The following is a 20,796-nucleotide window of genomic DNA, read 5'->3' on the forward strand; positions in this document are numbered from 1 at the left end:
ATTTATTTTATTAAAAATGAGTTAATAGTTAAGTGTTGTTCGTAATAAAGCACTTACCAAAAGTATTAGGTGATTGCCCTTGTTCTTTACAAAGAACAAAATGTTTACTATAATGATATTTAAGAGAGGAGTGAAATTTATTTTAGGAGGCCTATTATGTTAGGAAAAAAAATTCAAAAATTAAGGAAAGAGAAAAACCTTACCTTATCTCAATTAGCTGAGAAAACATCTATCTCAAAATCTTACTTAAGTCAAATCGAAAGAAATATCCAGAGTAACCCTTCAATTGAAATTTTGGGTAAAATAGCCAAAATACTAGATGTAGACATACAAACACTTTTAAGCCAAGATACCACAAAATCTGATACAAATGATAATGGCAAGGGGAATGTAAAAAATTGGAATATCTTTATAGATATTGCACTAGAATCCGGATTGATAAATGAGAAAGACTTAATTGAGTTAAGAAACGCCCTACAAAAAGGCAAAAAATAGTTATAACAATTAGACAAAATATATAGAGGTGAAAATATGAAGGTCCTTGTAACTGGTGGGTATGGCTTTATAGGTTCCTTTGTTGCTGAAAGATTTTTTAAGGAAGGTGATGAAGTCTACATTATTGATAACCTTTCTACAGGAAATAAGGATAATGTGAAGTTCAAACATAAATTTTATCAATTAAACGTAGAAGACCAAACGTGTGAGGGTGTATTCCAATCTAATCGATTTGATGTAGTTATTCATCTGGCAGCACAAGTAAATGTCGGAACATCAATGGTGAACCCATACCTAGATTCACAATCAAACATCCTAGGGTTGACAAATATACTTCAATTATCAACCAAATATGGAGTGGAAAAGGTAGTATTTGCTTCTTCAGCAGCCGTTTATGGTCTTAATGGTGATATTCCATTGAAAGAAGATGCTTTATGTGATCCTCTATCACTATACGGAATCAATAAATGGGTAGGGGAACTATACTGCAAAAAGTGGACTGAAATGTTTGGTGTTGATACACTTTGTTACCGCTTTTCAAATGTTTTTGGTCCTAAGCAAGGAACAGTCGGTGAAGGTGGAGTCATTTCCATTTTTATTAATAATGTTTTAGAAGGGCAGCCACTGCAGGTTTTTGGTGACGGAGAGCAAACTAGGGACTTTATATATGTAGAAGATGTTGCATATGCCATTTATCGCGGCGTTGAATATGATCTCAAAGGGGTTTATAATTTATCAACTAATACAGAGACAAGTGTGAACGATTTTATTTATACTCTCGGAAATTTGGAAGATATAAAAGAAGTAATCTATAAAGAGCCAAAGCAAGGTGATATCAAATTTTCCAGGTTGGAAAATAAAAAGATTAAACAGGACCTGGAGTGGGAACCACTTCATAATTTTCAGTCTGGTTTAGAGAAAACTTATGACTGGTTTGAAAATAATAGGAGTAAAAAAAGGACAACAACAGTCGGTCAAAATCAAAATGGATTACGAAAATCAGAACATTCATACAACATCTTGAAAATTTAGTTATTGTTGCACAAGCCAATTTTGTAAGATGTTATTGGAAAATGTTTTAAGTCTAGCAGACGATCGATCCTTCTAAATTGTAAGTGCCTCCTTTCTGTTTGGGTGAAGCGTTAGTAAGGTATTATTAACATCCATTGTACACGAGCTTAATTACCTAATTATGGGATAATATTGTTGATTTGTTCATTATAATGAACTATAATTAATTATATAAAGAATTAATTGAGGGATTGTAAGGAGAGAATTATGATTAGAAGGAGTACAACTATATATATTTCAGCCATTATTTTTATTGTAGGCCTTCTTTTTTTATTTAAAAATGAGCATCAAGTCGTTACAAGGACTGGCACTGGCCAAAACGAATATGTGAATGTGGATGAATTTGGAGCTAACGGTGATGATTTGAAAGACGATTCACGATCCATTCAAGAAGCAATAAATTACAGCCATGAAACAAAAATTGGAAAAGTAAAGTTACTTGGAAATAAGAGTTATATTCTAAAGAAAGGATTAGTTTTAAAAGAGGGTGTTGAATTGGAATTTGGTCAAAATACTAGGTTAAGAATAGAAGGGAACTTTCAAGCAATTGATGTGAAAAAAAATGCGTCAATATCAAATGGAGTTCTTGAAATAATAGATGCTAACTTTGATTCAGATGTTATTTACTTAGACGGTATTCAAAAATTTTGGTCATGGGATAGAACTCAAATCAAAAATGTTACACTCTTAAACACCAGCGGCTCACATAGGGGTACAGGTCTTCATCTTTATGCTGGTGGCCCAGGTCAATTCATTTGTTTTGTTAATTTTACTGATATTAGAATTGCAGGATTTCATACCGGTGTTAAATTGGAAGCTGAAAAACCAAAGGATAGTAATAAATATAGCTTTATTAACGGCAATCGATTTATTAATCTAACCTTGGATGACTGTATAAGCTGTATTGATATTAATAGCTCGATGAGTGTTCCAAATGAAAGTTCTGGTAATGATTTTAATGGGCTTCAAATTCAAGTCTCTAAATTAACTAAAGAAGTAATAACAGTAAGTGGCTCTGATAATAAATTTGAAGGTTTAATATGGGACGCTCATATAGTAAAGGGCAATAATCCAATAATAGAATTTTCAAAAGAGTCTATGAGAAATAGTTTATATTCGAATATAGGATCAAACTATATTAGGGATAAAGGAGTACATAATTATTATTCTACTCCAGAAGAAGACACGATGAATTCAAGGTAGAATCCAACACTTTTTTGTTAATTTGCACCTTTGTGTTCGTTATAAAGAGTAATTAGAGGGATGAATGTATTGCTAACGATGGAGCGGGATGTTTCAGTTCTCTCATGACTGATTCAAATGGTAAAAACTGAGTAATAAAAATATTAGTTTTGGAGGTCACCATGGACGAAAGAATAGATCTAAAAAAGTTCCTTCGCATTATTAGAAAGAGAATAGTAACCATCATTCTTACAGTAATATGTGTATCTCTTTTGACTGTTGGTTTATCCCTATTTTTACTAAAGCCAACCTATGAAGCTACTGAAAATATCCTAATTGGCAAACTTACAAAGGAAGAGGGTAATTATAGTGATACACAAGAACTTAGTATGCTGCTTGCTTCAACAATTGATTTCATAAAGAGTCCAATCGTGCTTAATTCTGTTAAAAAAGAGCTTAATATAAATGATGACGAATTAGAGAAAAAGATAGTTGTTCAAAATAATAGAAATTCACAAATTATCAATGTAGTAGTAAGGGATCATGATTTGGAAAGTACTAAGAAGCTTGCACATACCATAGCTAAAACATCGGTCAATAAAATGTATGAGCTGTTTAATGTTAAGGATATAAAGCTATTAAGTGATACAGATGGAGATCCTTCGATTAAGATCGTTGGGAGTTTGTCTTTAAACGTCGCAATTGGTGCAGTGATTGGAATTTTCCTTGGAGTTGGCCTTGCAATGTTTAGAGAGTATTGGGACGATTCGATTAAGGATGTAAAAGAGATTGAAGGTATTGTAGGTTTGCCAGTATTAGGACAAATAAATTTAAAAAATAGCAAAAGAAAATTTATGAATAAAAACAATAGGAAGCAACAGTCAGCCGTCTTAAATGATAATAAGAGGGGGCAAATCAGTGTATAAGAAAAGGGATGAAACAAAAAAAATAATGCAAAGGCTTCAGCTTAATGAAGATTCAATCAGTACAGAACAAATCCGAATGATTCGTACGAATATAGATCAAGTATCTATTAGTGATTCGGTATTATTAATGGTAACATCGCCACGTAATGAGGAACAAAAATCTATTATCTCTTCTAAATTAGCAATTGCATTTGTTGAGCAAGGGAAAAAGGTACTACTTGTTGATGCCAATTTACGGAAACCTTCATTAAACAGTTTGTTTCAGATAAAAAATGAGAATGGATTAACAAATGTGATTTTGGATGAAGAAAACATCCAACTTTATATTAAAGAAACGTTTGTCCCAGGACTATTCGTTTTACCGACTGGTCCTATTCCTTTAAATCCATCAGAAATATGGATAGCAAGTAAAGTAAAGGAATTTGTTAGTAACTGTGTCTCGGAGTTTGATGTGGTAATCATTGATGCCCCACCTTTTTTAATAGCATCAGATTCTCATATTCTAGCAAATCAATGTGATGGTGTTATTTTAGTGCTAAAAGAAAATAAAACGAAGAAAGAAGATGTACTTCTAACAAAAGATTACTTGGATAGAAAAAACAATAGAATTGTAGGAGTTATTTATCAAACAGAATAATTACTAGGGGGAAAACTTCTTTAATCAGGTGATTGTTAATATAAGGTGGCTATTTTTATGGAGAAGTTAAAGAAAAATTCTATTGCAAAAAATATTACTCATCTGTTTTATAGTACAGCACTATCTAGTGTATTAAATGCTACGGCACTAATCGTTTTAGCCAATTATTTAAAGTCGTATGATTATGGGATGTTTAGTGTTGTGTTAGCATTTGCAATGATTATGGGATATTTTACTGATGCTGGACTAAGTACCATTGTTTTAAGAGAAGGATCTAAAAAGGATATGGATCTATCCATCCTAATCTCTTCATATGTGAAAATGAGAATGGTTTTACTTGTAGCAACATTTATCTGTGGATTTGTCGTAATTCATATTTCAAACTCAGGGAATAAAGAGTTAATACAAACAGCGTATTATTTAATTATTCCGATGGTTTTAGGAATTGCCCTACAAAGTATCGGTACAACGTTTTTTCAAATGATTGAGAAAATGCAGTATAACGGGATGATACGAATTATTTCTTCTGTTTGTTTAGTTCTCACCCTAACAGTAGGGATTCACTTTAGCCTTAAGCCATTGATTATTACCACTTTATATGGTCTGTCTTATTTTGCCGGAGGTGTGTTTGGGGTCTATCTAGTAAGTCGAAATGTTAACATTCGATTGAAAGGTAAATTCCATAAAGGACTTTTACAAAATCTAGGGTCATTTACTTTAGGTGGATTGCTTTTTGTAATACTTCCGCATTTAGGACCCCTAGTGCTGGAAAAGACCTTAACTCTAGAAGAAGTTGCATTATTTGCAGTAGCTTATCGAATCCCCCAGGCATTACAGCAAATTCCATTTATTATTGCTGGAGCTTATTACCCTGTACTATTCAGAGCCTTTAATAATAATCTATTAGACGATCATTTAAGATTCAACATAACGCTTATCAAGATCATGACATTAGTAGGAATGGCGATGACAATTCCTTTTTACTATATGTCAAATGTTGTAATAGATTTACTGTTTGGTGATAAGTGGATTCATGCATCATCTCCACTGAAAATTTTATCCTTAATGCTTACCTTACAGGCAATTAATATTGCATTAGCAGATGGTTTAACGACAAAGGGATTACAGTCTCTTCGTACCATTGTTCAATCGATTGCAGTAATTTCAGGATTCTTTCTTTATTTGTTTTTAAGTAGGTTATTTGGTGTAACTGGAGCAGCATTCGCAGGTGTAATGATTGAAGGAACTGCCCTAATAGGATTTTGGATTTCCAATCCAAATCGTTGGATTATTGCTAAAAGGGCAATATATCCATACTTATCATTTTTTATCATTTGTTTAGGTGGTATTGAATTTTTTCTAGATTCCCATCCATTTTTAGCTGTTGTATTTAACTTCCTTCTATTAACCTTCGTACTTTTTATAGATAAAGAATTTAAGAATATAATTTATGAGTTTATTAAAGTATGTGGAATAGGTTATAAATGGAAGACCAAGAAATCCCAGGGGGTGTAAGATGGACGATAATATAGCTCCAAGTTCTCAAAAATATAGCTTCACAATCTTCTTTCTCTTTTTACTGGTAACTCTTGCAAATTACTATATTTATGTTGGGTTTGCCATAAAACCGTATTTGGTCTTCTCTATTTTATATTTATTCATCCATATCGGCTCATTTTACTTCTATAGGCTTCACTTGTTTGAAGTAGCGATGTTGTTATTTTATTTGATGTATAGCTTTACTGGAGCATTTTCATTATATCCAGCCTCCAGTATTAGAATTTTCATAGGGATAGTTCTATATATTTCTTGTTATTTTATTATTAAATCCATTATTGCAAGATCAAATAATTTGGTGGTCGAAAGGGCGATTTCAGATGTAGGACTTTTTTTTAATTTAGCTAGCCTAGTCCTCTATTTTATCGGATTAAAAAGTGTGGGCTTTATTTTCGAGGGCGACAGAATATATGAATTCGGAGTGATGTTAGATCGGGATTACCCCCGATTAATCGGGTTGGTACAGGATCCAAACTTTTTTGTTCTGTATAATACTCTATTTTTTTGTTATTACTTATGCAATTCTAATTCTTTAAAAAACAAAATTGGTTTAACCCTTTGTATCGTTACGAATTTATTGACCTTTTCAAGAGGCGGGCTTTTAATAATGGCTTTTATCTTCTTTATTTATATTTTGAATGATAATCCATTAAAACGGTTAAAATTGCTAGTTGGCATCGTAGCTGCTTTATCGGTTAGTTTGTATATTGCAATCGTTCATTTGAAATTCGATATATATGGGATTTTAGAATCGAGAATTGAAGACATGTCCTCGGATGGTGGAAGCGGGAGGTTAGAATTGTGGGGAAGGGCCTGGGATTTTTTTGCTTCACACAAATATGTTGGAATTGGAGCATTTAACTTTCCTGCTTACAATTCTTTTCAATTTGGAGATACACTTCAAGTTCATAATACATTTTTAGAGATATTAACAGAATCCGGTTTATTAGGAATTTCCTGCTTTTGCTTATTTATCATTTTAGTGTTTGTTCAATTAATACAAAGTAGAACACATAAAAATAAACCCTATCTATTCTTTACATTTATCGGGTTTATACTTCAAATGGGTTTTCTTTCGGTGATTATTAACGATATATTTTTTTTGTATTTAGCGATATTATCTACCTATTTGCATAATAAAAAGCAGGCATTACGAACTGAAGTGAAGAAGACAGATCCTCTCCCTGTCTTAACTTCCCATAAACAAAGAATAAAGTTGAATTAAGGTATTAAAGGAGGTGTTGCAAAGCATGAATATTTTAGTCATTACGGATAAGCTGATTTTTGGAGGAGCAGAGATGTATTTTTGTAAATTGGAGAATCAATTACAGGACCCTAACATAAATTTTCATTTTGCTGCCGGTTCAGGAGAGCTATACGAGAAAATCAAGCATAAAAATAACTTTAGTGAAATAAGTAGGACTAAGCATTTGCTTAACATAAAAAAGCTGAAAGAGATATTGATTGATAAACAAATAGATCTAATTCACGCGAATAGTTTGAGGATGGTTCTGTATTGTATCTTTATTAAAAAATTGACTAAAAAAAATTTTAAAATTGTTTATACCAAGCATAATGTAACTGTTCTTGAGGAGAAAAGTCGATTTTTGTTCTCATATTTATTAAATAAATATGTAGAAAGAATCATCACAGTAAGTGACTTTGAAAAATTTAACCTTGTGAAAGCCGGAATAAAGCCTAACAAAATTACAACAGTTTACAATGGAGTTGATTTAAAACAGTTTGTTTTCCATGGAAAAGAAAAAGGGGAATTTTTCAATGTTGGTATATTAGCAAGATTATCAGAAGAAAAAAATCATGAGCTATTTATTAATATTGCAAACCAGCTTCGAGACATTCCGAATCTCATGTTTTATATTGCAGGAGATGGTCCAGAATACCAAAAACTAAACAACCTAATCCGCTCACAAAATCTTTCTCATAAGGTAAAGATGGTGGGTATCGTTCATAATCCCGAGGAATTTATAAAAAGTATGAATCTCTTACTTTTAACGTCCTATAGAGAAGTATTTCCAATGGTTATTTTAGAAGCTATGGCAGTTGGTACCCCTATCATATCTATTAATCGAGGTGGAATTAAGGAAGCTATTATTGAAAATAAAACTGGTTTTCTCATAAATAATCATTCAGTAGATGACTTCTGTAAGAAAATTTTATATATAGAATCTGAAGAACAAGTTCTGAATCAATTTATTGTAAATGCCCGTAGGAAAGTAGAAGAGGATTTTTCACTAGATCAAATGGTTAGTAATACTTTACAGGAGTACTGGAAATGTAACTAATCTTCTTACATTACAACTTGTATTAGTCATTATCCAATTAGAAAAAGGTTTTGTTGGCTTTGTTCACCCTTAAATATCGATTTCTTAAAGTAAATATAAATAGAAAGGAGAAATGAAATGAATGAAGACTATAGAGGGACTTATGTAAAAATTCTGGCTATCGTTGATATCACGTTAGTATCTGTAGGATTTTTCATGACGAATTGGTTCTCATATTTATTTTCAATCCCTAGTAAGGGGGTGAACATCGATTACTTTTGGTTAATTGTACTTTCGGTTTCCTCACTTTTTGTTTTTTATCTTTATGGACTATATGCAGATTGGCGCAGAAAAAGTATTCAGCATTTAGTATATTCAATTATATTATCGATGGTTGTCTTCTCAGGTTTCATCTCAATGGTTTCACTATGGACACCTTATCTATCCTTCCAGCAAAGCTTTATTTTTGAAGCATTTCTTATTCAAACGATTTTATTAATCTGTACGCGGGTATGTATTTGGTATTTAAACAAAAAAATATTCGGTAAGAAGAAAGTCTATATTATCGGTGAAGATTCAAAAACAGGACTGTATTTAGCTGACAAATTCTTAAATCATAATAAAGGGTGGTTCGAAATATCGGGATTTATTCCCCTAGCCAAAAAAGGTTTTATCCATGACTACGTAAAAAAGGGAGATCTTTTCCTTCTTAGCCCCACTATTAGCAGAGAGGATAAAGAGGAAATTGTGGGCTTATGTATCAATTACGGGAAAGAAATATTGGTGGTACCACAATTATTTGAATTGTCGATACTGGGTGCCGGTACACAGCAAATAGATGATATGCTCGTTATTTCGATAAAACCTCCAATTTTAAGCGTAAGTCAAAAAATTTTTAAACGGATGTTTGATGTGATTGTATCGTCAATTGTATTAGTAATCGCTAGCCCTTTTTTATTAATTTTATTTTTATTAATCCCACTCACCTCTAAAGGACCTGCTCTTTATAAACAAGAACGTATAGGACTAAATGAAAATCCATATTGGATTTATAAGTTTAGAAGTATGATTCAAGATGCAGAAAAGAGAACGGGACCAGTATTAGCCACAGATAGAGACCCCAGAATTACTTTAATTGGAAGGTTCATAAGGGCGGTTCGTTTGGATGAGCTTCCACAATTATTAAATGTACTTAAGGGGGAAATGAGCTTAGTAGGACCAAGACCAGAACGAGAATATTTCATTAATCAATTTAAACAAAAACTCCCTGAATACACTTATCGATTAACCGTGAAGCCAGGAATAACAGGTTTAGCACAGGTGTTAGGAAACTATACCACTCCTGTTGATGATAAATTACGTTTTGACTTACTTTATGTTCGCAATTATTCGTTTTGGTTGGATTTGAAAATCCTATTGCAAACGATCAGAGTTGTTCTTCAACGTGAGCAAGCTCAAGGGGTAAAAGAAGATAATATTCTCAACCGGAAATTACTAAAAAATCTTGAACAAAACAAGGTAATTAATCATTAGAAAGTCTTACTTTTTGAGGTCTGAAGAGTCGTTTCAAAGTATACAAAGTGGAGAGAGTGGGGTAAAAAAATGGAATACTCAACAGAAGCGGCTGTTTCAATTATCACTCCAACTTATAACGCTTCAAAATTTATTACAGAAACCATTCATTCAGTTAAAGAGCAAACCTTTACAAACTGGGAAATGATTATTGTAGATGATTGCTCGTTAGATAACACGGTTGATATTGTAAGGCAAGAAATGGTTCATGATTCTAGAATCAAGTTATTTGAACTTAAAGAAAATAAGGGACCTGCCAATGCACGAAATAGAGCAATTGCTGCAGCAAAGGGAAACTATCTTGCCTTTCTAGATAGTGATGACCTTTGGCTACCTCAAAAATTAGAGCGGCAGGTAGTGTTTATGGAAAAAAATGATCTTGCTTTTTCTTATACTGATTACAGGATTATGAATGAAAATGGTGAGAAAACTGATGTCGTATTTCGGGCCCCTCCTAAGCTAGAATATAAAAGTCTATTGAAAAATACTATGATCGGAACTTTAACTGTCTTGTTGGATAAAAGAAAAGTAGGGATAGTACAAATGCCATTATATAGGGATTGTTCTGAAGATTTTGGGCTTTGGCTTTCCATTCTCTCAAAAGGAATCCGCGCTTATGGATTGAATGAGGAGTTGGCGATTTATAGAAAATGTGTACATTCACTCTCAAGTAACAAACTAAGATCCGCTCAGAAAACATGGAATACGTATAGAAAGGTTGAGAAGATCAATATCGCTGCCGCTTTATGGTATTTTATTAATTATTCATTACACGCTTTTAAGAAACATGCAAAAACATCTTAGTATTATGATAACTTTACCGGATTGATTTTCATTGGACGGGGGATAGAACATGGATGGCTAATGGACGAAGAATGCTTTCCTTTGTACAAATTTCAAGGGCAGTAGCAATTTTATTTGTGCTCTTAGGCCATGTGAATATATTGTTTTATACAAACTTTAAATATGATTGGTTTAATATGGGACAGTGGGAAAGAACTGGTGGTGTAGATTTCTTTTTTATCGTAACCGGTTTTATGATTTATTATTTGTATCATAAACATGCTGGGGTACCAGGAAAGACCACTGAATTTATATTGAAGCGTGTGATTAGAATTTACCCATTATATTGGATGTTTACCTTACTAGCAATTGCTATTTCATTTGTTACCCCATCAATAGACGGGGGGTACTCTTGGGAGTATATTATCAAGTCAATGCTCCTCCTACAAACAAATCCTATTCTTGCTTCAACATGGTCACTTAGTCATGTGATGTTTTTCTATATCATATTTACGACCTTTATGTTCAAACCCAAAATCGTTAAACCAATCATTTTATTTTGGATAGTGGCTTCCCTAGTAATAGGGCTAAATATCATTCCATATTATTCATTTTTTACAAATTTCAGCAATTTAGAAATCATATTTGGATGTCTAGTAGCACATCTAACCCTCAACTATTCATTTAGAAATTCATCCTTGTTGATATTGATAGGACTGTTAGGATATTTGGGTGTTTGGATAAATAATATATATAGTTTGATTGAAATACCGTTCCCTAAATTTTATAGTCTATTTGCCATGATTCTTATGCTGGGTATTTCTGAAAAAGATAAGAAAGATCGAAAAGTCCCAAAAGTGCTTTCTTTCTTAGGAGACGCTTCATATTCAATATATATTGCCCATGGCCCATTTCTACACATCTATATCTTATTTTTAAAGAAATTAGATTTAATCGGTTTATTAGGCTACTTTTTTTCAATGATAAGCGTGATTTTATTAACGGTCAGTTCATCATGTCTGGTCTATAAATTTATTGAAAAGCCAATGTCTAGATATTTAAGAAGAGCGGTATTTACGAAAAAAAGTCGTTCTTTAGTAAAACCAAATGTAATTGCAAAATAAGGGTATTCATCCTAGTAAGAGTTTTATCTCTGGCTAAGCATTTCTCTTTTCATAAATCGTTCGTTTTTAAGAACATAATGATACTATTATATTGAATGGGACTGGGGGGGGAATAATGAAAAGATTGTTTGATATTTTTGCGGGTTTACTTCTATTGTGTCTCTTCAGCCCAATTATGCTTGGTGTTGCAATTGTCGTTAGAGTGAAATTAGGTTCCCCGATTCTTTTTAAACAAAAACGAGTTGGATATCATGAGCAGATTTTTACTTTATTTAAGTTTAGAACAATGACAAATGAAAAGGATGAAACTGGAAGTGACTTACCGGATTCTATTCGATTAACAAAAGTCGGGCTTATGATAAGACGCTTAAGTCTGGATGAGTTACCACAATTACTAAATGTGGTGAAAGGTGACATGAGCTTGGTTGGGCCTCGTCCACTTTTAGTTCGATACTTGCCTTACTATTCTCTAGAAGAAAGAAAACGGCATTCTGTAAGGCCGGGAATTACAGGGTATGCACAAGTGGAGGGAAGGAACCAGTTAGATTGGAACAGCAGATTGGGATTAGATGTTAAATACGTAGAAAACATGTCTTTCGGCTTGGACTTGAGGATTATTTTCAAGACAATCAGTAAAACTTTAAAACGTGACGGGATTGCTAATGTACCTGATCAACAAATGTTAGATTTTGATGTGGAACGACAGATGGAAGCTTAGTCTTCAAGAGGTGGAATAAAACTAATGAATATACGGATTGAACCTTTACAAATTAAAGATGCTCATCTTATTCCCAAGCTGATTAAGTCCGGAATGAATAAGGACATTTTTCCACTCACTATTTTTAGTTCAGAAGGTTATGCGGCATATATAAAAAATTTGCTTGCGGTTCCCGAGAAAAATCGACGTGTGAAACTTTTTGGGGCATTTGTTGATGACCGTTTAGCAGGCTATACAGAATGGCGTATTTTTGAAGAGAATATTTTTTTAAATAATATTTATGTTTTCCCTGAATATCAAAGATCTGGCATTGGAAAATCGCTTTTAGTAAAACACGGATACCATCTATTGGATGAATATGGGAAATATAAGATGTCCTTAGATGTTTTTAATCATAACGAGGAAGCTATCAGTTGGTATGAAAAAATCGGCTTTGTTAGAAATGATTCTACATACTGGTATGTTGGGGGACAGCTTGCTTCAGCACGTTCTCACTCCACTTACGAATGTTATATAGAGAATTATCCTAATGCTGAAGCCCAGCATGATGCATATGATTTTTCTATATTTACATGTTCAACTAGAGAGGGAGTTTATCAAATTGGTAAAATTAAAAATCAATTCTATCGATTAACGGATTCTAATGCCTTGAATGATCATGATCTACTAAGCTGCCTCTTACAGCTTGACCCAAAACGGAAAATACTTTTATTGACCGGTGAAGTATGCTACAACCACTCCGAGTTCACATTGGCGTGTAAAAGCAACAGGATGAATATAGAGATTAGCTAGGTAAATATGATAAAAACGACATCTATTTTCGATTGGTTATCGTGAAAATGGGTCGAATTGAACTCTTTTAAAAAGAATTATTGGGGGTACTTAAGGTGGTTTATAAAACATTTGATTTAAGTGAAAAAGAGAGTTGGTACAAATTTTTAGAAAAGACAGAAAGTAAAGATGTATATTTTACACCGGAATATCTAGAAATTTATGAGAGAAATGGAGAGGGGAAAGCACAGCTCTTTATATATGAAAATGGAGAGAATTTTGTCTATTACCCGTTTTTATTAAGAGGGCTTAATGACTTATCCTATACAGATGGCGTCAGAAGAAAATATGGGGATTTGTATGATATAACAACTCCATACGGTTATGGAGGCCCAATTACTAATACGAAGGACGGATCCATTAAAAAACAATTATACAGACAATTTGAGGATTCATTTAGTTCCTTTTGTTTTCAAAAAAATATTATTTCCGAGTTTGTTCGATTTCATCCATTAATTCGGAATGACTTGGATTATAAGGATATTGAGGCTATATTAAACCGTCATACTATTTACGTTGATTTATCTTTGGAGTTAGAAGAAATATGGGCTAATTATGATAAGAAAAACAGAAATAGACTACGGAAGGCGCAAGCCAATGAATATTTCACGATGGTCCATCGCTCTCCAAGCGAATTTGAAAACTTTTTGGATCTATATTATAAAACAATGGATAAGAAAAACGCATATGATTATTACTATTTTCAGAGAGATTTTTTTGAAAATAATGTGGAACTTTTGAGGGATCATTTGGAACTAATCGAAGTCATGATGGAAGATAAGGTCGTAATGTCTTGCTTTTTTATGCACTATGGTGATTTCATCCATTATCATTTATTAGGTTCGGATGAAGAATACCTAAAGTACGCACCTAATAATTCTCTAATTCATTATGTTGTTGAATGGGCAAAGTTTAAAGGAAAGAAAGTATTACATTTAGGTGGAGGATATGCTGGAGATAACGATACATTATATCGTTTTAAAAAGCGTTTTAATAAATATGGGGATTTGCCTTTTTACATTGGAAAAAGAATCCGTAATGAGGAAGTTTATCAAGAACTTGTTAATAGCCTGCCTGTTACTGAAAGTTATTTTCCTTTGTACAGACATCCGGATTTGGCTATGCAAAATCTCCTTAGTAAACAATAACCTTAGCTTTTATATAGTCTAATAGAAATTACGTCATTTAGGAGTGGATGTGAGTTTATGGGGAGTAATAACAAGAGGATCTATCTTTCGTCACCACATATGACCGGCAATGAGCAGAAATACATTGATTTTTCCTTTCAAACAAATTGGATTGCTCCTTTAGGTCCTAATGTTGACAGGTTTGAACAGGATATATCTCAATATGTTGGAGCCAAAGGTGCTCTAGCAGTAAATTCGGGTACGGCAGCCATCCATCTGGCATTAAGAATACTTGATGTGAAAACTGGTGATAAAGTTTTTTGTTCCACACTTACCTTCGTGGCGAGTGCAAATCCAATTCTTTATCAACAAGCTGAACCTGTATTTATTGATTCAGAATTTGATACATGGAATATGTCCCCTAAAGCTTTGAAAAAAGCATTCTTGGATGCGGAAGAAGAAGGAAGCCTGCCCAAAGCAGTAATAGTCGTACATCTCTATGGGCAGAATGCGAAAATGGATGAAATAGTAGAAATTTGTAATTTTTATCAGGTTCCTATTATTGAAGATGCTGCCGAATCACTTGGTGCTATCTACAAAGGGAGAAAAAGTGGAACGGTTGGGAAATTTGGTGTGTATTCCTTCAACGGAAACAAAATTATTACTACCTCGGGTGGGGGAATGTTGGTTTCAAATGACCAAGAGGCACTTGTGAAAGGGAAGTTTCTCTCTACGCAAGCAAGAGACAACAGACCATATTATCAGCACAGTGAGTTGGGCTACAATTATCGAATGAGTAATATCTTGGCGGGAATCGGAATTGCTCAACTAGCGGCTATTGAGGAAAGAGTGGAACAAAAACAAGCTATTTTTCACAGATACGTTCGCGAATTAAGTCATTTTAAGGAGTTTGTTTTTATGCCGGAATATCAAGGGACACGTCATAATCGCTGGCTAACCACACTATTTATAGATTCAGAACAACCATTGTTTTCTCCACTTGAGTTAATTCAGGCGCTAGAAAAAGAAAATATTGAAGCAAGACCAATTTGGAAACCAATGCATTTACAACCATTATTAAATCAATTTAAATACTATCCTCATTCCAACTACTTGAGCGTCTCTGACTGTTTATTTGAAAGAGGAATTTGTTTACCTTCAGGGACAAACATGACGGAAGAAGAGCAAACAAGGGTTATTCAAACAATTGAATCATTTATCACTCATCATAGGAGAAAAAATTATATTTCCATCCAGCTCCCGAGTTAGTAGGAAAAAATCCCTTTGAAAAAAGGTTTTTTCTAGTAATATAGCGAATTTCTATTATATATTCGTTCGTTAATAAGAACAAATGATTCTTTGTAAAATTACAGAAATCTAACTTTTGCACCTCTGTTTATTTTCATCGAAAAAGTTAGCTGAATATAAGCCTTTTGAAAAGAATCGGAAAGGAATGTCAAATCATGAGTTTTCATAAACGGTTGCTGTCTTTACTAGTTGTTGATTCCTTAATCGTGTTCACATCGGTTTATATATGTAGTTTTCTTTTGTTTTCAGGATGTGTGGTCCCCACTATGCCATTGGCTCTTGTATCAACAACCTTATTATTAAGTCATCATATATTTGCCTATAAATATAAGTTGTATAAAAGTGCTTGGGAGTATGCAAGTGTTGATGAGATGGTAACCGTTCTAAAAGCCGTAACATTTTCAGTAATCACTGCAGCTATTATTCAATATATCATTGGGCAGCAAGTTTATTTTCGCATATTAACAACGACATGGATGATGCATTTGTTTTTAATTGGCGGGTCTCGGTTTTCTTGGCGAATATATAAAGATAAGGACTTGGAAGGAAACAATAAAGTTAAAAAGCGAACGCTGATTATTGGTGCTGGATCTGCTGGCATGCTTGTAGCAAGACAATTAAAACAAAGTAACGGTGAACTTATTCCTATCGCATTTATTGATGACGATAAACAAAAGCAACACCTTGAAATTTTGGGAATACCAGTACATGGGGGCTTAAACAAACTTCATGATGCAGTTAAAGATCTAAAGATTGAAAATATCGTTATTGCTATTCCGTCCCTTAATAAAAAGGAGTTGCACGATATTTATGTGGAATGCACCAAAACCAAGATTAATACACAAATGATGCCAATGTTTGAAGATTTAGTTACTGGTAAGGTCTCTGTTAATGAAATACGCAATGTAGAACCTGGTGATCTTTTGGGCAGGGAGCCGGTTGAATTAGATACACACTCGATTGCAAAATATATTACTAACAGCGTTGTACTTGTAACCGGTGCTGGTGGATCGATTGGCTCCGAAATTTGCCGTCAAGTCACTCAGTTTTCACCCTCAAAACTTATCCTCCTTGGCCATGGAGAGAATAGTATATATACAATTGAGATGGAGTTGAAATCCTCTTTAAGTAATAAAATTGAAATTGTTACTGAAATTGCAGATATTACGGACCGGGATAAAATTTTCGCTATTATGAATGAATATAGGCCCAGGGTGGTATTTCATGCAGCTGCTCATAAGCATGTACCATTAATGGAGAGAAATCCAGAAGAAGCCATTAAGAATAATGTGATGGGTACAAAAAATGTAGCAGAAGCAGCAGGGGAAAATGGTGTTGAGACTTTTGTCATGATATCTACTGATAAGGCAGTAAACCCAACAAGTGTGATGGGTGCTACGAAGAGAATAGCTGAGATGATTGTTCAAGAGCTGGATCGAAAAAGCAATACGAGATTTGTGGCAGTCCGATTTGGTAATGTGTTGGGAAGTAGGGGGAGTGTTATTCCCTTGTTTAAGGATCAAATCTCGAAAGGCGGTCCTGTAACAGTAACCGACCCTCAAATGACAAGATATTTTATGACCATTCCTGAAGCATCTAGACTTGTTTTACAGGCTGGAGCACTAGCACAAGGTGGGGAGATTTTTGTGCTTGATATGGGAGAGCCAGTTAAAATCGTTGATTTAGCTAAAAATTTAATTCGCTTATCCGGCTATTCAGAGGATGAGATAGAAATTACTTATTCTGGAATAAGACCAGGGGAGAAACTATTTGAAGAAATTCTAAACAAAAATGAAGTACAGGACTATCAGGTACATCCAAAAATCTTTGTTGGTAAATCAGTGACTTTAGATGTTACGAAAATTTCAAACCTACTTGAGAATTATTACTATCTAGATAGAAGGTCACTAAAGGAATTATTGTTGTTTATGACCAATCAATCTAAAGAAACTATGAAAGTAGTTGTCTAAAAAAGTTATGCTAACCAGATGTCGGATGGAGAGTGGAAGGATGTTAACAAATAATAGAGAAATTCTTTTAGTTGCTCCCTTTACAATACTTCCAGGGGAAAAAGGATTTAATAGATTTACTTATATTGCAGAAAAATTAAGCAGCAAGGGTCATAAGGTCACTTTACTTACGAGTAATTTTAAGCACAGTGATAAAAACTTTCGAGATAAAACTAAAATAGAAAAAATCAATAGGAGTCTTACGTATAAAATCGTCATGATAGATGAACTAGGGTACAAAAAGAATATTGGTATTGATCGAATTCAAAGCCATAGACATTTCTCGAAACAACTTGCGCTTTTTTTAAAAAATATTAAGCAAAAACCCGATGTGATTTATTGTGCCTATCCTATGATGGATGCTGCTTTTATTGTTGGAAGATATGCCAAGAAGTTTCAGATACCATTTGTGATGGATATTCAGGATGTATGGCCAGAAGCAATCAAGAATGCTATCCCTCTACCAGAGGTATTGGTTGATGTCATATTATATCCGCTTACAGTCTATGCCAATAAAATTTATAGTTTAGCAGATTATGTTGTAGGTGTTTCAAAGAGTTATGTACAGCGAGTAAATAAAGTCAATATAAATGCCAGAAGTTATTTACCCATCTATATCGGAACAGACCTAGGCGTTTTTGATTCCTATAAGGATAAGCAAGTAAAGGAAGATCCTAATGAATTTTGGATTACCTATATCGGAACTATCAGCTATAGTTATGACCTGGAGACAGTGATTCGTGCAGTTTCAATTCTTAAAAATAAAGGGATACCCAATATTGTCTTTAAAGTATTTGGGTCCGGACCATTACAACCAAAATTTGAAAAGCTGGCCAATCAGCTGGGGGCACCAGTGAATTTTATGGGTCACTTAAAATATGAGGAAATGATTCCTTATTTAGTAAGTTCAGATATTGCAGCGAATGCAATCAGTAAAGGTGCTCAACAAAGTATTACGAACAAAATTGGAGATTTTTTATCAGCAGGTTTACCAGTATTAAATAGCAGCCTAAATAAGGAATTTTTGGAAATGGTGACGGTCGAAAATATTGGCTATAACTACAATCCAGGGGATCCTGTCAAATTAGCGGCCCTAATTGAAAAGCTTTATAATAATGAAGGTTTACGAGCGGCATATGGGGAAAATGCAAGGAGATTAGCAGAAGAAAAATTTGATAGAAGACATTCCTATGGAGAAATTTATAACCTTATTGAACACGCAACTGTTTAACGACGGGAGGCAAAGGTACGCTGAATACTATCAATAAAAAAACGAGTTTTCGATATACACTTTATTTGTTAGTGGTACTTGTATTTATTCTTGTCCTATTTTTCGCAGGAAGATATCTAGTGATTAATGAAGAACCAAAAGAAGTAGATGTGATTGTTGTATTGAGTGGAGGGGAAGGGCGTCTCGAAAAAGGAATTGAGCTTTATAAGTTGGGGTATGCAAGTAAAATCATCGTATCAAATGGATTGGCAGATAATCTTTGGGGAAAGGCTGTTACACTTCTGCCAAGGAATTCTTTAATATTAGAAGGTAAAGCAGATAGCACATTTGAAAGCGCAGTTTATGTTCAAAAAATAATGAAAAAGTATAATTACCGTTCTGCAATCATAGTCTCATCTGATTTCCATATGAGGAGGGTGAAATATAATTTCAATAGAGTTTATAAGAGTAAAAATTCTGAGCTAATTTATGTTTCTAGTGATACCTCCTATAATCCAAAAGCATGGTGGATGAATAGGCACAACATTGGTATCACAATTAGTGAATATGTCAAAATAATTGGAAATACCTTTGGGGTTCATGGAAATGATGCTAAAAGAAAATTATACCAATATGTAGAAATGTTCTTTTATGAATAATGAAAGTGCTATTAAATATTTTTTCCTTGAAAGGGAGAGGGCATTTTGCAGAAAAAATTGATAAATGAAATTTTCTTAATGAGAAGTATATCTTGTTTAAGTATATTACTTCTTCATTCACTTGCAAGAGCTTACGCTGATGAAAGTAATACAGTCAATTTAATAAGAGTTTTATTAACTTTTGGTACGCCCACCTTTATTTTTATTTCAGAATTCATTTTATCACGTTCCTACCCAAATGAACTACCTTCAAACTTTTGGGCTAAAAGGCTAAAGTATGTAATGGTTCCCTATGTATTGTTTGGGACATTTTTTGCCGTATTAAAAGCCTTTGAACAATCCTTAAGTACAGGAACTAGTTTGTTAAGTTCGTTTGGACAATTTTTCTGGCGACATCTTTTATTAGGGGATTTCCATGGCTATTTTATCTTGGTTATCTTTCAATTTTACTTGCTTCATTATTTTTTCAATAAATATTTGCAAAAATGGAAACCGTCAGTAGTTATGGGGAGCGCATTTTTGATCAATATGGCCTATTTAGGTTTTTTCAACTTTGTTAAACCGTATCCATCAGAAATTGGGGTTTATATATGGGAAAAATTCTATTGGATTCCCTTTTTAGGCTGGGTGTTTTATTTTTCACTTGCTTATTACTGCGGTAAACACTTTTCCTTATTTATCAACCTTTTGAACAAATATTCAAAATGGGTTATTGTCAGTCCATTCATATTAGGATCCATTTGTTTATTTTTATATGGGACAAAAATTTTACCGATTATTTCATCCAAAAGAGTAGATATGGTTTTTTTTACGACAAGTATGATATTTTTGATCTATTATATTGCTACAAAAATTCCCAAAGTACCTAAATTCTTCGTTTGGATTAGCCAGTATTCGTTCGGCATCTATTTAATACATCCTGTCTTTTTAGCTGTGATGTACGTAGTTTTCAAGCGTTTGTCCTTGGAAAATCATCCATCCCTGCTAACAGGATTATATTTCTTTGCTAGTTTGTTATTGTCAATTGCATCCACATTTGTATTGAATAAAATTCCATATGGATACTATTTTGCTGGGAGAATATCTATAGGGATGAATGATAAGAAAATTAGTGACAGAGCTGTTCCTAATATCAAAACAAAACATGGATAAGTCATATCCACCTTAAGTAATAAAAAAAGCCCCAAATTATGTTTATTCATAATTTAGGGCTTTTCTTATTACTTTATATAATTTCTTTATCAGTGTGCGATTTAACCATGCTTATTTTTTTAAAATCAATATAATAATTTGAAACCTATAATA

General features: G+C 33.4%; 19 protein-coding genes. All 19 read left to right on the forward strand.

What is annotated here, in order from left to right:
- The first annotated feature begins 156 nt into the window (after positions 1 to 156).
- The 19 genes from ACSU6B_RS03370 to ACSU6B_RS03460 all read left to right on the forward strand — a co-directional run bounded on the left by ACSU6B_RS03370 (position 157) and on the right by ACSU6B_RS03460 (position 20,643).
- Positions 157 to 495: a helix-turn-helix domain-containing protein gene (locus ACSU6B_RS03370; protein ID WP_410882738.1), complete on the forward strand. Its 339-nt coding sequence runs from the start codon at positions 157 to 159 to the stop codon at positions 493 to 495.
- A gap of 36 nt (positions 496 to 531) precedes the next feature.
- Positions 532 to 1,527: an NAD-dependent epimerase/dehydratase family protein gene (locus ACSU6B_RS03375; protein WP_410882740.1), complete on the forward strand. Its 996-nt coding sequence runs from the start codon at positions 532 to 534 to the stop codon at positions 1,525 to 1,527.
- A gap of 246 nt (positions 1,528 to 1,773) precedes the next feature.
- Entirely contained in the window at positions 1,774 to 2,769 is a 996-nt protein-coding gene (locus ACSU6B_RS03380) for a glycosyl hydrolase family 28-related protein (RefSeq protein ID WP_410882742.1), read from the forward strand.
- A 161-nt stretch (positions 2,770 to 2,930) separates the two neighbouring features.
- Complete coding sequence (locus tag ACSU6B_RS03385; protein WP_410882744.1) at positions 2,931 to 3,674, forward strand: YveK family protein; 744 nt, start codon at positions 2,931 to 2,933, stop codon at positions 3,672 to 3,674.
- Positions 3,667 to 4,311 carry a CpsD/CapB family tyrosine-protein kinase gene (locus ACSU6B_RS03390; RefSeq protein WP_410882746.1) on the forward strand — a complete coding sequence of 215 codons (645 nt, stop codon included), beginning with the start codon at positions 3,667 to 3,669 and terminating at the stop codon, positions 4,309 to 4,311. The genes ACSU6B_RS03385 and ACSU6B_RS03390 overlap by 8 nt, the downstream gene beginning before the upstream one ends.
- Positions 4,312 to 4,368: 57 nt before the next feature.
- A complete protein-coding gene (locus tag ACSU6B_RS03395; RefSeq protein WP_410882748.1) occupies positions 4,369 to 5,826 on the forward strand; it encodes an oligosaccharide flippase family protein in 1,458 nt (485 codons plus the stop codon).
- A 1-nt stretch (position 5,827) separates the two neighbouring features.
- Positions 5,828 to 7,093 carry an O-antigen ligase family protein gene (locus tag ACSU6B_RS03400; protein ID WP_410882750.1) on the forward strand — a complete coding sequence of 422 codons (1,266 nt, stop codon included), beginning with the start codon at positions 5,828 to 5,830 and terminating at the stop codon, positions 7,091 to 7,093.
- A 25-nt stretch (positions 7,094 to 7,118) separates the two neighbouring features.
- The gene (locus tag ACSU6B_RS03405; RefSeq protein WP_410882752.1) at positions 7,119 to 8,171 is read left to right on the forward strand and encodes a glycosyltransferase; all 1,053 of its coding nucleotides are present in this window, start codon (positions 7,119 to 7,121) and stop codon (positions 8,169 to 8,171) included.
- Positions 8,172 to 8,288: 117 nt separating this feature from the next.
- Entirely contained in the window at positions 8,289 to 9,683 is a 1,395-nt protein-coding gene (locus ACSU6B_RS03410) for a sugar transferase (RefSeq protein WP_410882754.1), read from the forward strand.
- A 69-nt stretch (positions 9,684 to 9,752) separates the two neighbouring features.
- Entirely contained in the window at positions 9,753 to 10,526 is a 774-nt protein-coding gene (locus ACSU6B_RS03415) for a glycosyltransferase family 2 protein (protein WP_410882756.1), read from the forward strand.
- Between the two features lie 53 nt (positions 10,527 to 10,579).
- Complete coding sequence (locus ACSU6B_RS03420; protein WP_410882758.1) at positions 10,580 to 11,629, forward strand: acyltransferase family protein; 1,050 nt, start codon at positions 10,580 to 10,582, stop codon at positions 11,627 to 11,629.
- A 115-nt stretch (positions 11,630 to 11,744) separates the two neighbouring features.
- Positions 11,745 to 12,347, forward strand: coding sequence for a sugar transferase (locus ACSU6B_RS03425; RefSeq protein WP_410882760.1), 603 nt, complete (start codon positions 11,745 to 11,747; stop codon positions 12,345 to 12,347).
- A gap of 24 nt (positions 12,348 to 12,371) precedes the next feature.
- Positions 12,372 to 13,139, forward strand: coding sequence for a GNAT family N-acetyltransferase (locus ACSU6B_RS03430; RefSeq protein WP_410882762.1), 768 nt, complete (start codon positions 12,372 to 12,374; stop codon positions 13,137 to 13,139).
- Positions 13,140 to 13,234: 95 nt separating this feature from the next.
- Positions 13,235 to 14,326 carry a GNAT family N-acetyltransferase gene (locus ACSU6B_RS03435; protein WP_410882764.1) on the forward strand — a complete coding sequence of 364 codons (1,092 nt, stop codon included), beginning with the start codon at positions 13,235 to 13,237 and terminating at the stop codon, positions 14,324 to 14,326.
- 57 nt (positions 14,327 to 14,383) lie between these two features.
- Positions 14,384 to 15,574 (forward strand): aminotransferase class I/II-fold pyridoxal phosphate-dependent enzyme, encoded by a 1,191-nt coding sequence (locus ACSU6B_RS03440; RefSeq protein WP_410882766.1) that lies wholly within the window; start codon positions 14,384 to 14,386, stop codon positions 15,572 to 15,574.
- Positions 15,575 to 15,768: 194 nt separating this feature from the next.
- Positions 15,769 to 17,583 carry a polysaccharide biosynthesis protein gene (locus ACSU6B_RS03445; protein ID WP_410882768.1) on the forward strand — a complete coding sequence of 605 codons (1,815 nt, stop codon included), beginning with the start codon at positions 15,769 to 15,771 and terminating at the stop codon, positions 17,581 to 17,583.
- A 40-nt stretch (positions 17,584 to 17,623) separates the two neighbouring features.
- Complete coding sequence (locus ACSU6B_RS03450) at positions 17,624 to 18,853, forward strand: glycosyltransferase family 4 protein (RefSeq protein WP_410882770.1); 1,230 nt, start codon at positions 17,624 to 17,626, stop codon at positions 18,851 to 18,853.
- A gap of 119 nt (positions 18,854 to 18,972) precedes the next feature.
- Positions 18,973 to 19,491 carry a YdcF family protein gene (locus ACSU6B_RS03455; protein WP_410882772.1) on the forward strand — a complete coding sequence of 173 codons (519 nt, stop codon included), beginning with the start codon at positions 18,973 to 18,975 and terminating at the stop codon, positions 19,489 to 19,491.
- Between the two features lie 45 nt (positions 19,492 to 19,536).
- Complete coding sequence (locus tag ACSU6B_RS03460) at positions 19,537 to 20,643, forward strand: acyltransferase family protein (protein ID WP_410882774.1); 1,107 nt, start codon at positions 19,537 to 19,539, stop codon at positions 20,641 to 20,643.
- Positions 20,644 to 20,796: the final 153 nt, after the last annotated feature.

The organism is Neobacillus sp. C211 (assembly GCF_051842875.1).
Classification (GTDB): domain Bacteria; phylum Bacillota; class Bacilli; order Bacillales; family Cytobacillaceae; genus Neobacillus.

What these genes read in the sequence shown, in the direction of transcription:
- ACSU6B_RS03395 (WP_410882748.1), top strand. Translation starts at nt 4,369, where the DNA reads ATGGAGAAGTTAAAGAAAAATTCTATTGCAAAAAATATTACTCATCTG.
- ACSU6B_RS03420 (WP_410882758.1), top strand. Translation starts at nt 10,580, where the DNA reads ATGGCTAATGGACGAAGAATGCTTTCCTTTGTACAAATTTCAAGGGCA.
- ACSU6B_RS03445 (WP_410882768.1), top strand. Translation starts at nt 15,769, where the DNA reads ATGAGTTTTCATAAACGGTTGCTGTCTTTACTAGTTGTTGATTCCTTA.
- ACSU6B_RS03370 (WP_410882738.1), top strand. Translation starts at nt 157, where the DNA reads ATGTTAGGAAAAAAAATTCAAAAATTAAGGAAAGAGAAAAACCTTACC.
- ACSU6B_RS03385 (WP_410882744.1), top strand. Translation starts at nt 2,931, where the DNA reads ATGGACGAAAGAATAGATCTAAAAAAGTTCCTTCGCATTATTAGAAAG.
- ACSU6B_RS03440 (WP_410882766.1), top strand. Translation starts at nt 14,384, where the DNA reads ATGGGGAGTAATAACAAGAGGATCTATCTTTCGTCACCACATATGACC.
- ACSU6B_RS03380 (WP_410882742.1), top strand. Translation starts at nt 1,774, where the DNA reads ATGATTAGAAGGAGTACAACTATATATATTTCAGCCATTATTTTTATT.
- ACSU6B_RS03400 (WP_410882750.1), top strand. Translation starts at nt 5,828, where the DNA reads ATGGACGATAATATAGCTCCAAGTTCTCAAAAATATAGCTTCACAATC.
- ACSU6B_RS03405 (WP_410882752.1), top strand. Translation starts at nt 7,119, where the DNA reads ATGAATATTTTAGTCATTACGGATAAGCTGATTTTTGGAGGAGCAGAG.
- ACSU6B_RS03415 (WP_410882756.1), top strand. Translation starts at nt 9,753, where the DNA reads ATGGAATACTCAACAGAAGCGGCTGTTTCAATTATCACTCCAACTTAT.
- ACSU6B_RS03375 (WP_410882740.1), top strand. Translation starts at nt 532, where the DNA reads ATGAAGGTCCTTGTAACTGGTGGGTATGGCTTTATAGGTTCCTTTGTT.
- ACSU6B_RS03450 (WP_410882770.1), top strand. Translation starts at nt 17,624, where the DNA reads ATGTTAACAAATAATAGAGAAATTCTTTTAGTTGCTCCCTTTACAATA.
- ACSU6B_RS03430 (WP_410882762.1), top strand. Translation starts at nt 12,372, where the DNA reads ATGAATATACGGATTGAACCTTTACAAATTAAAGATGCTCATCTTATT.
- ACSU6B_RS03425 (WP_410882760.1), top strand. Translation starts at nt 11,745, where the DNA reads ATGAAAAGATTGTTTGATATTTTTGCGGGTTTACTTCTATTGTGTCTC.
- ACSU6B_RS03410 (WP_410882754.1), top strand. Translation starts at nt 8,289, where the DNA reads ATGAATGAAGACTATAGAGGGACTTATGTAAAAATTCTGGCTATCGTT.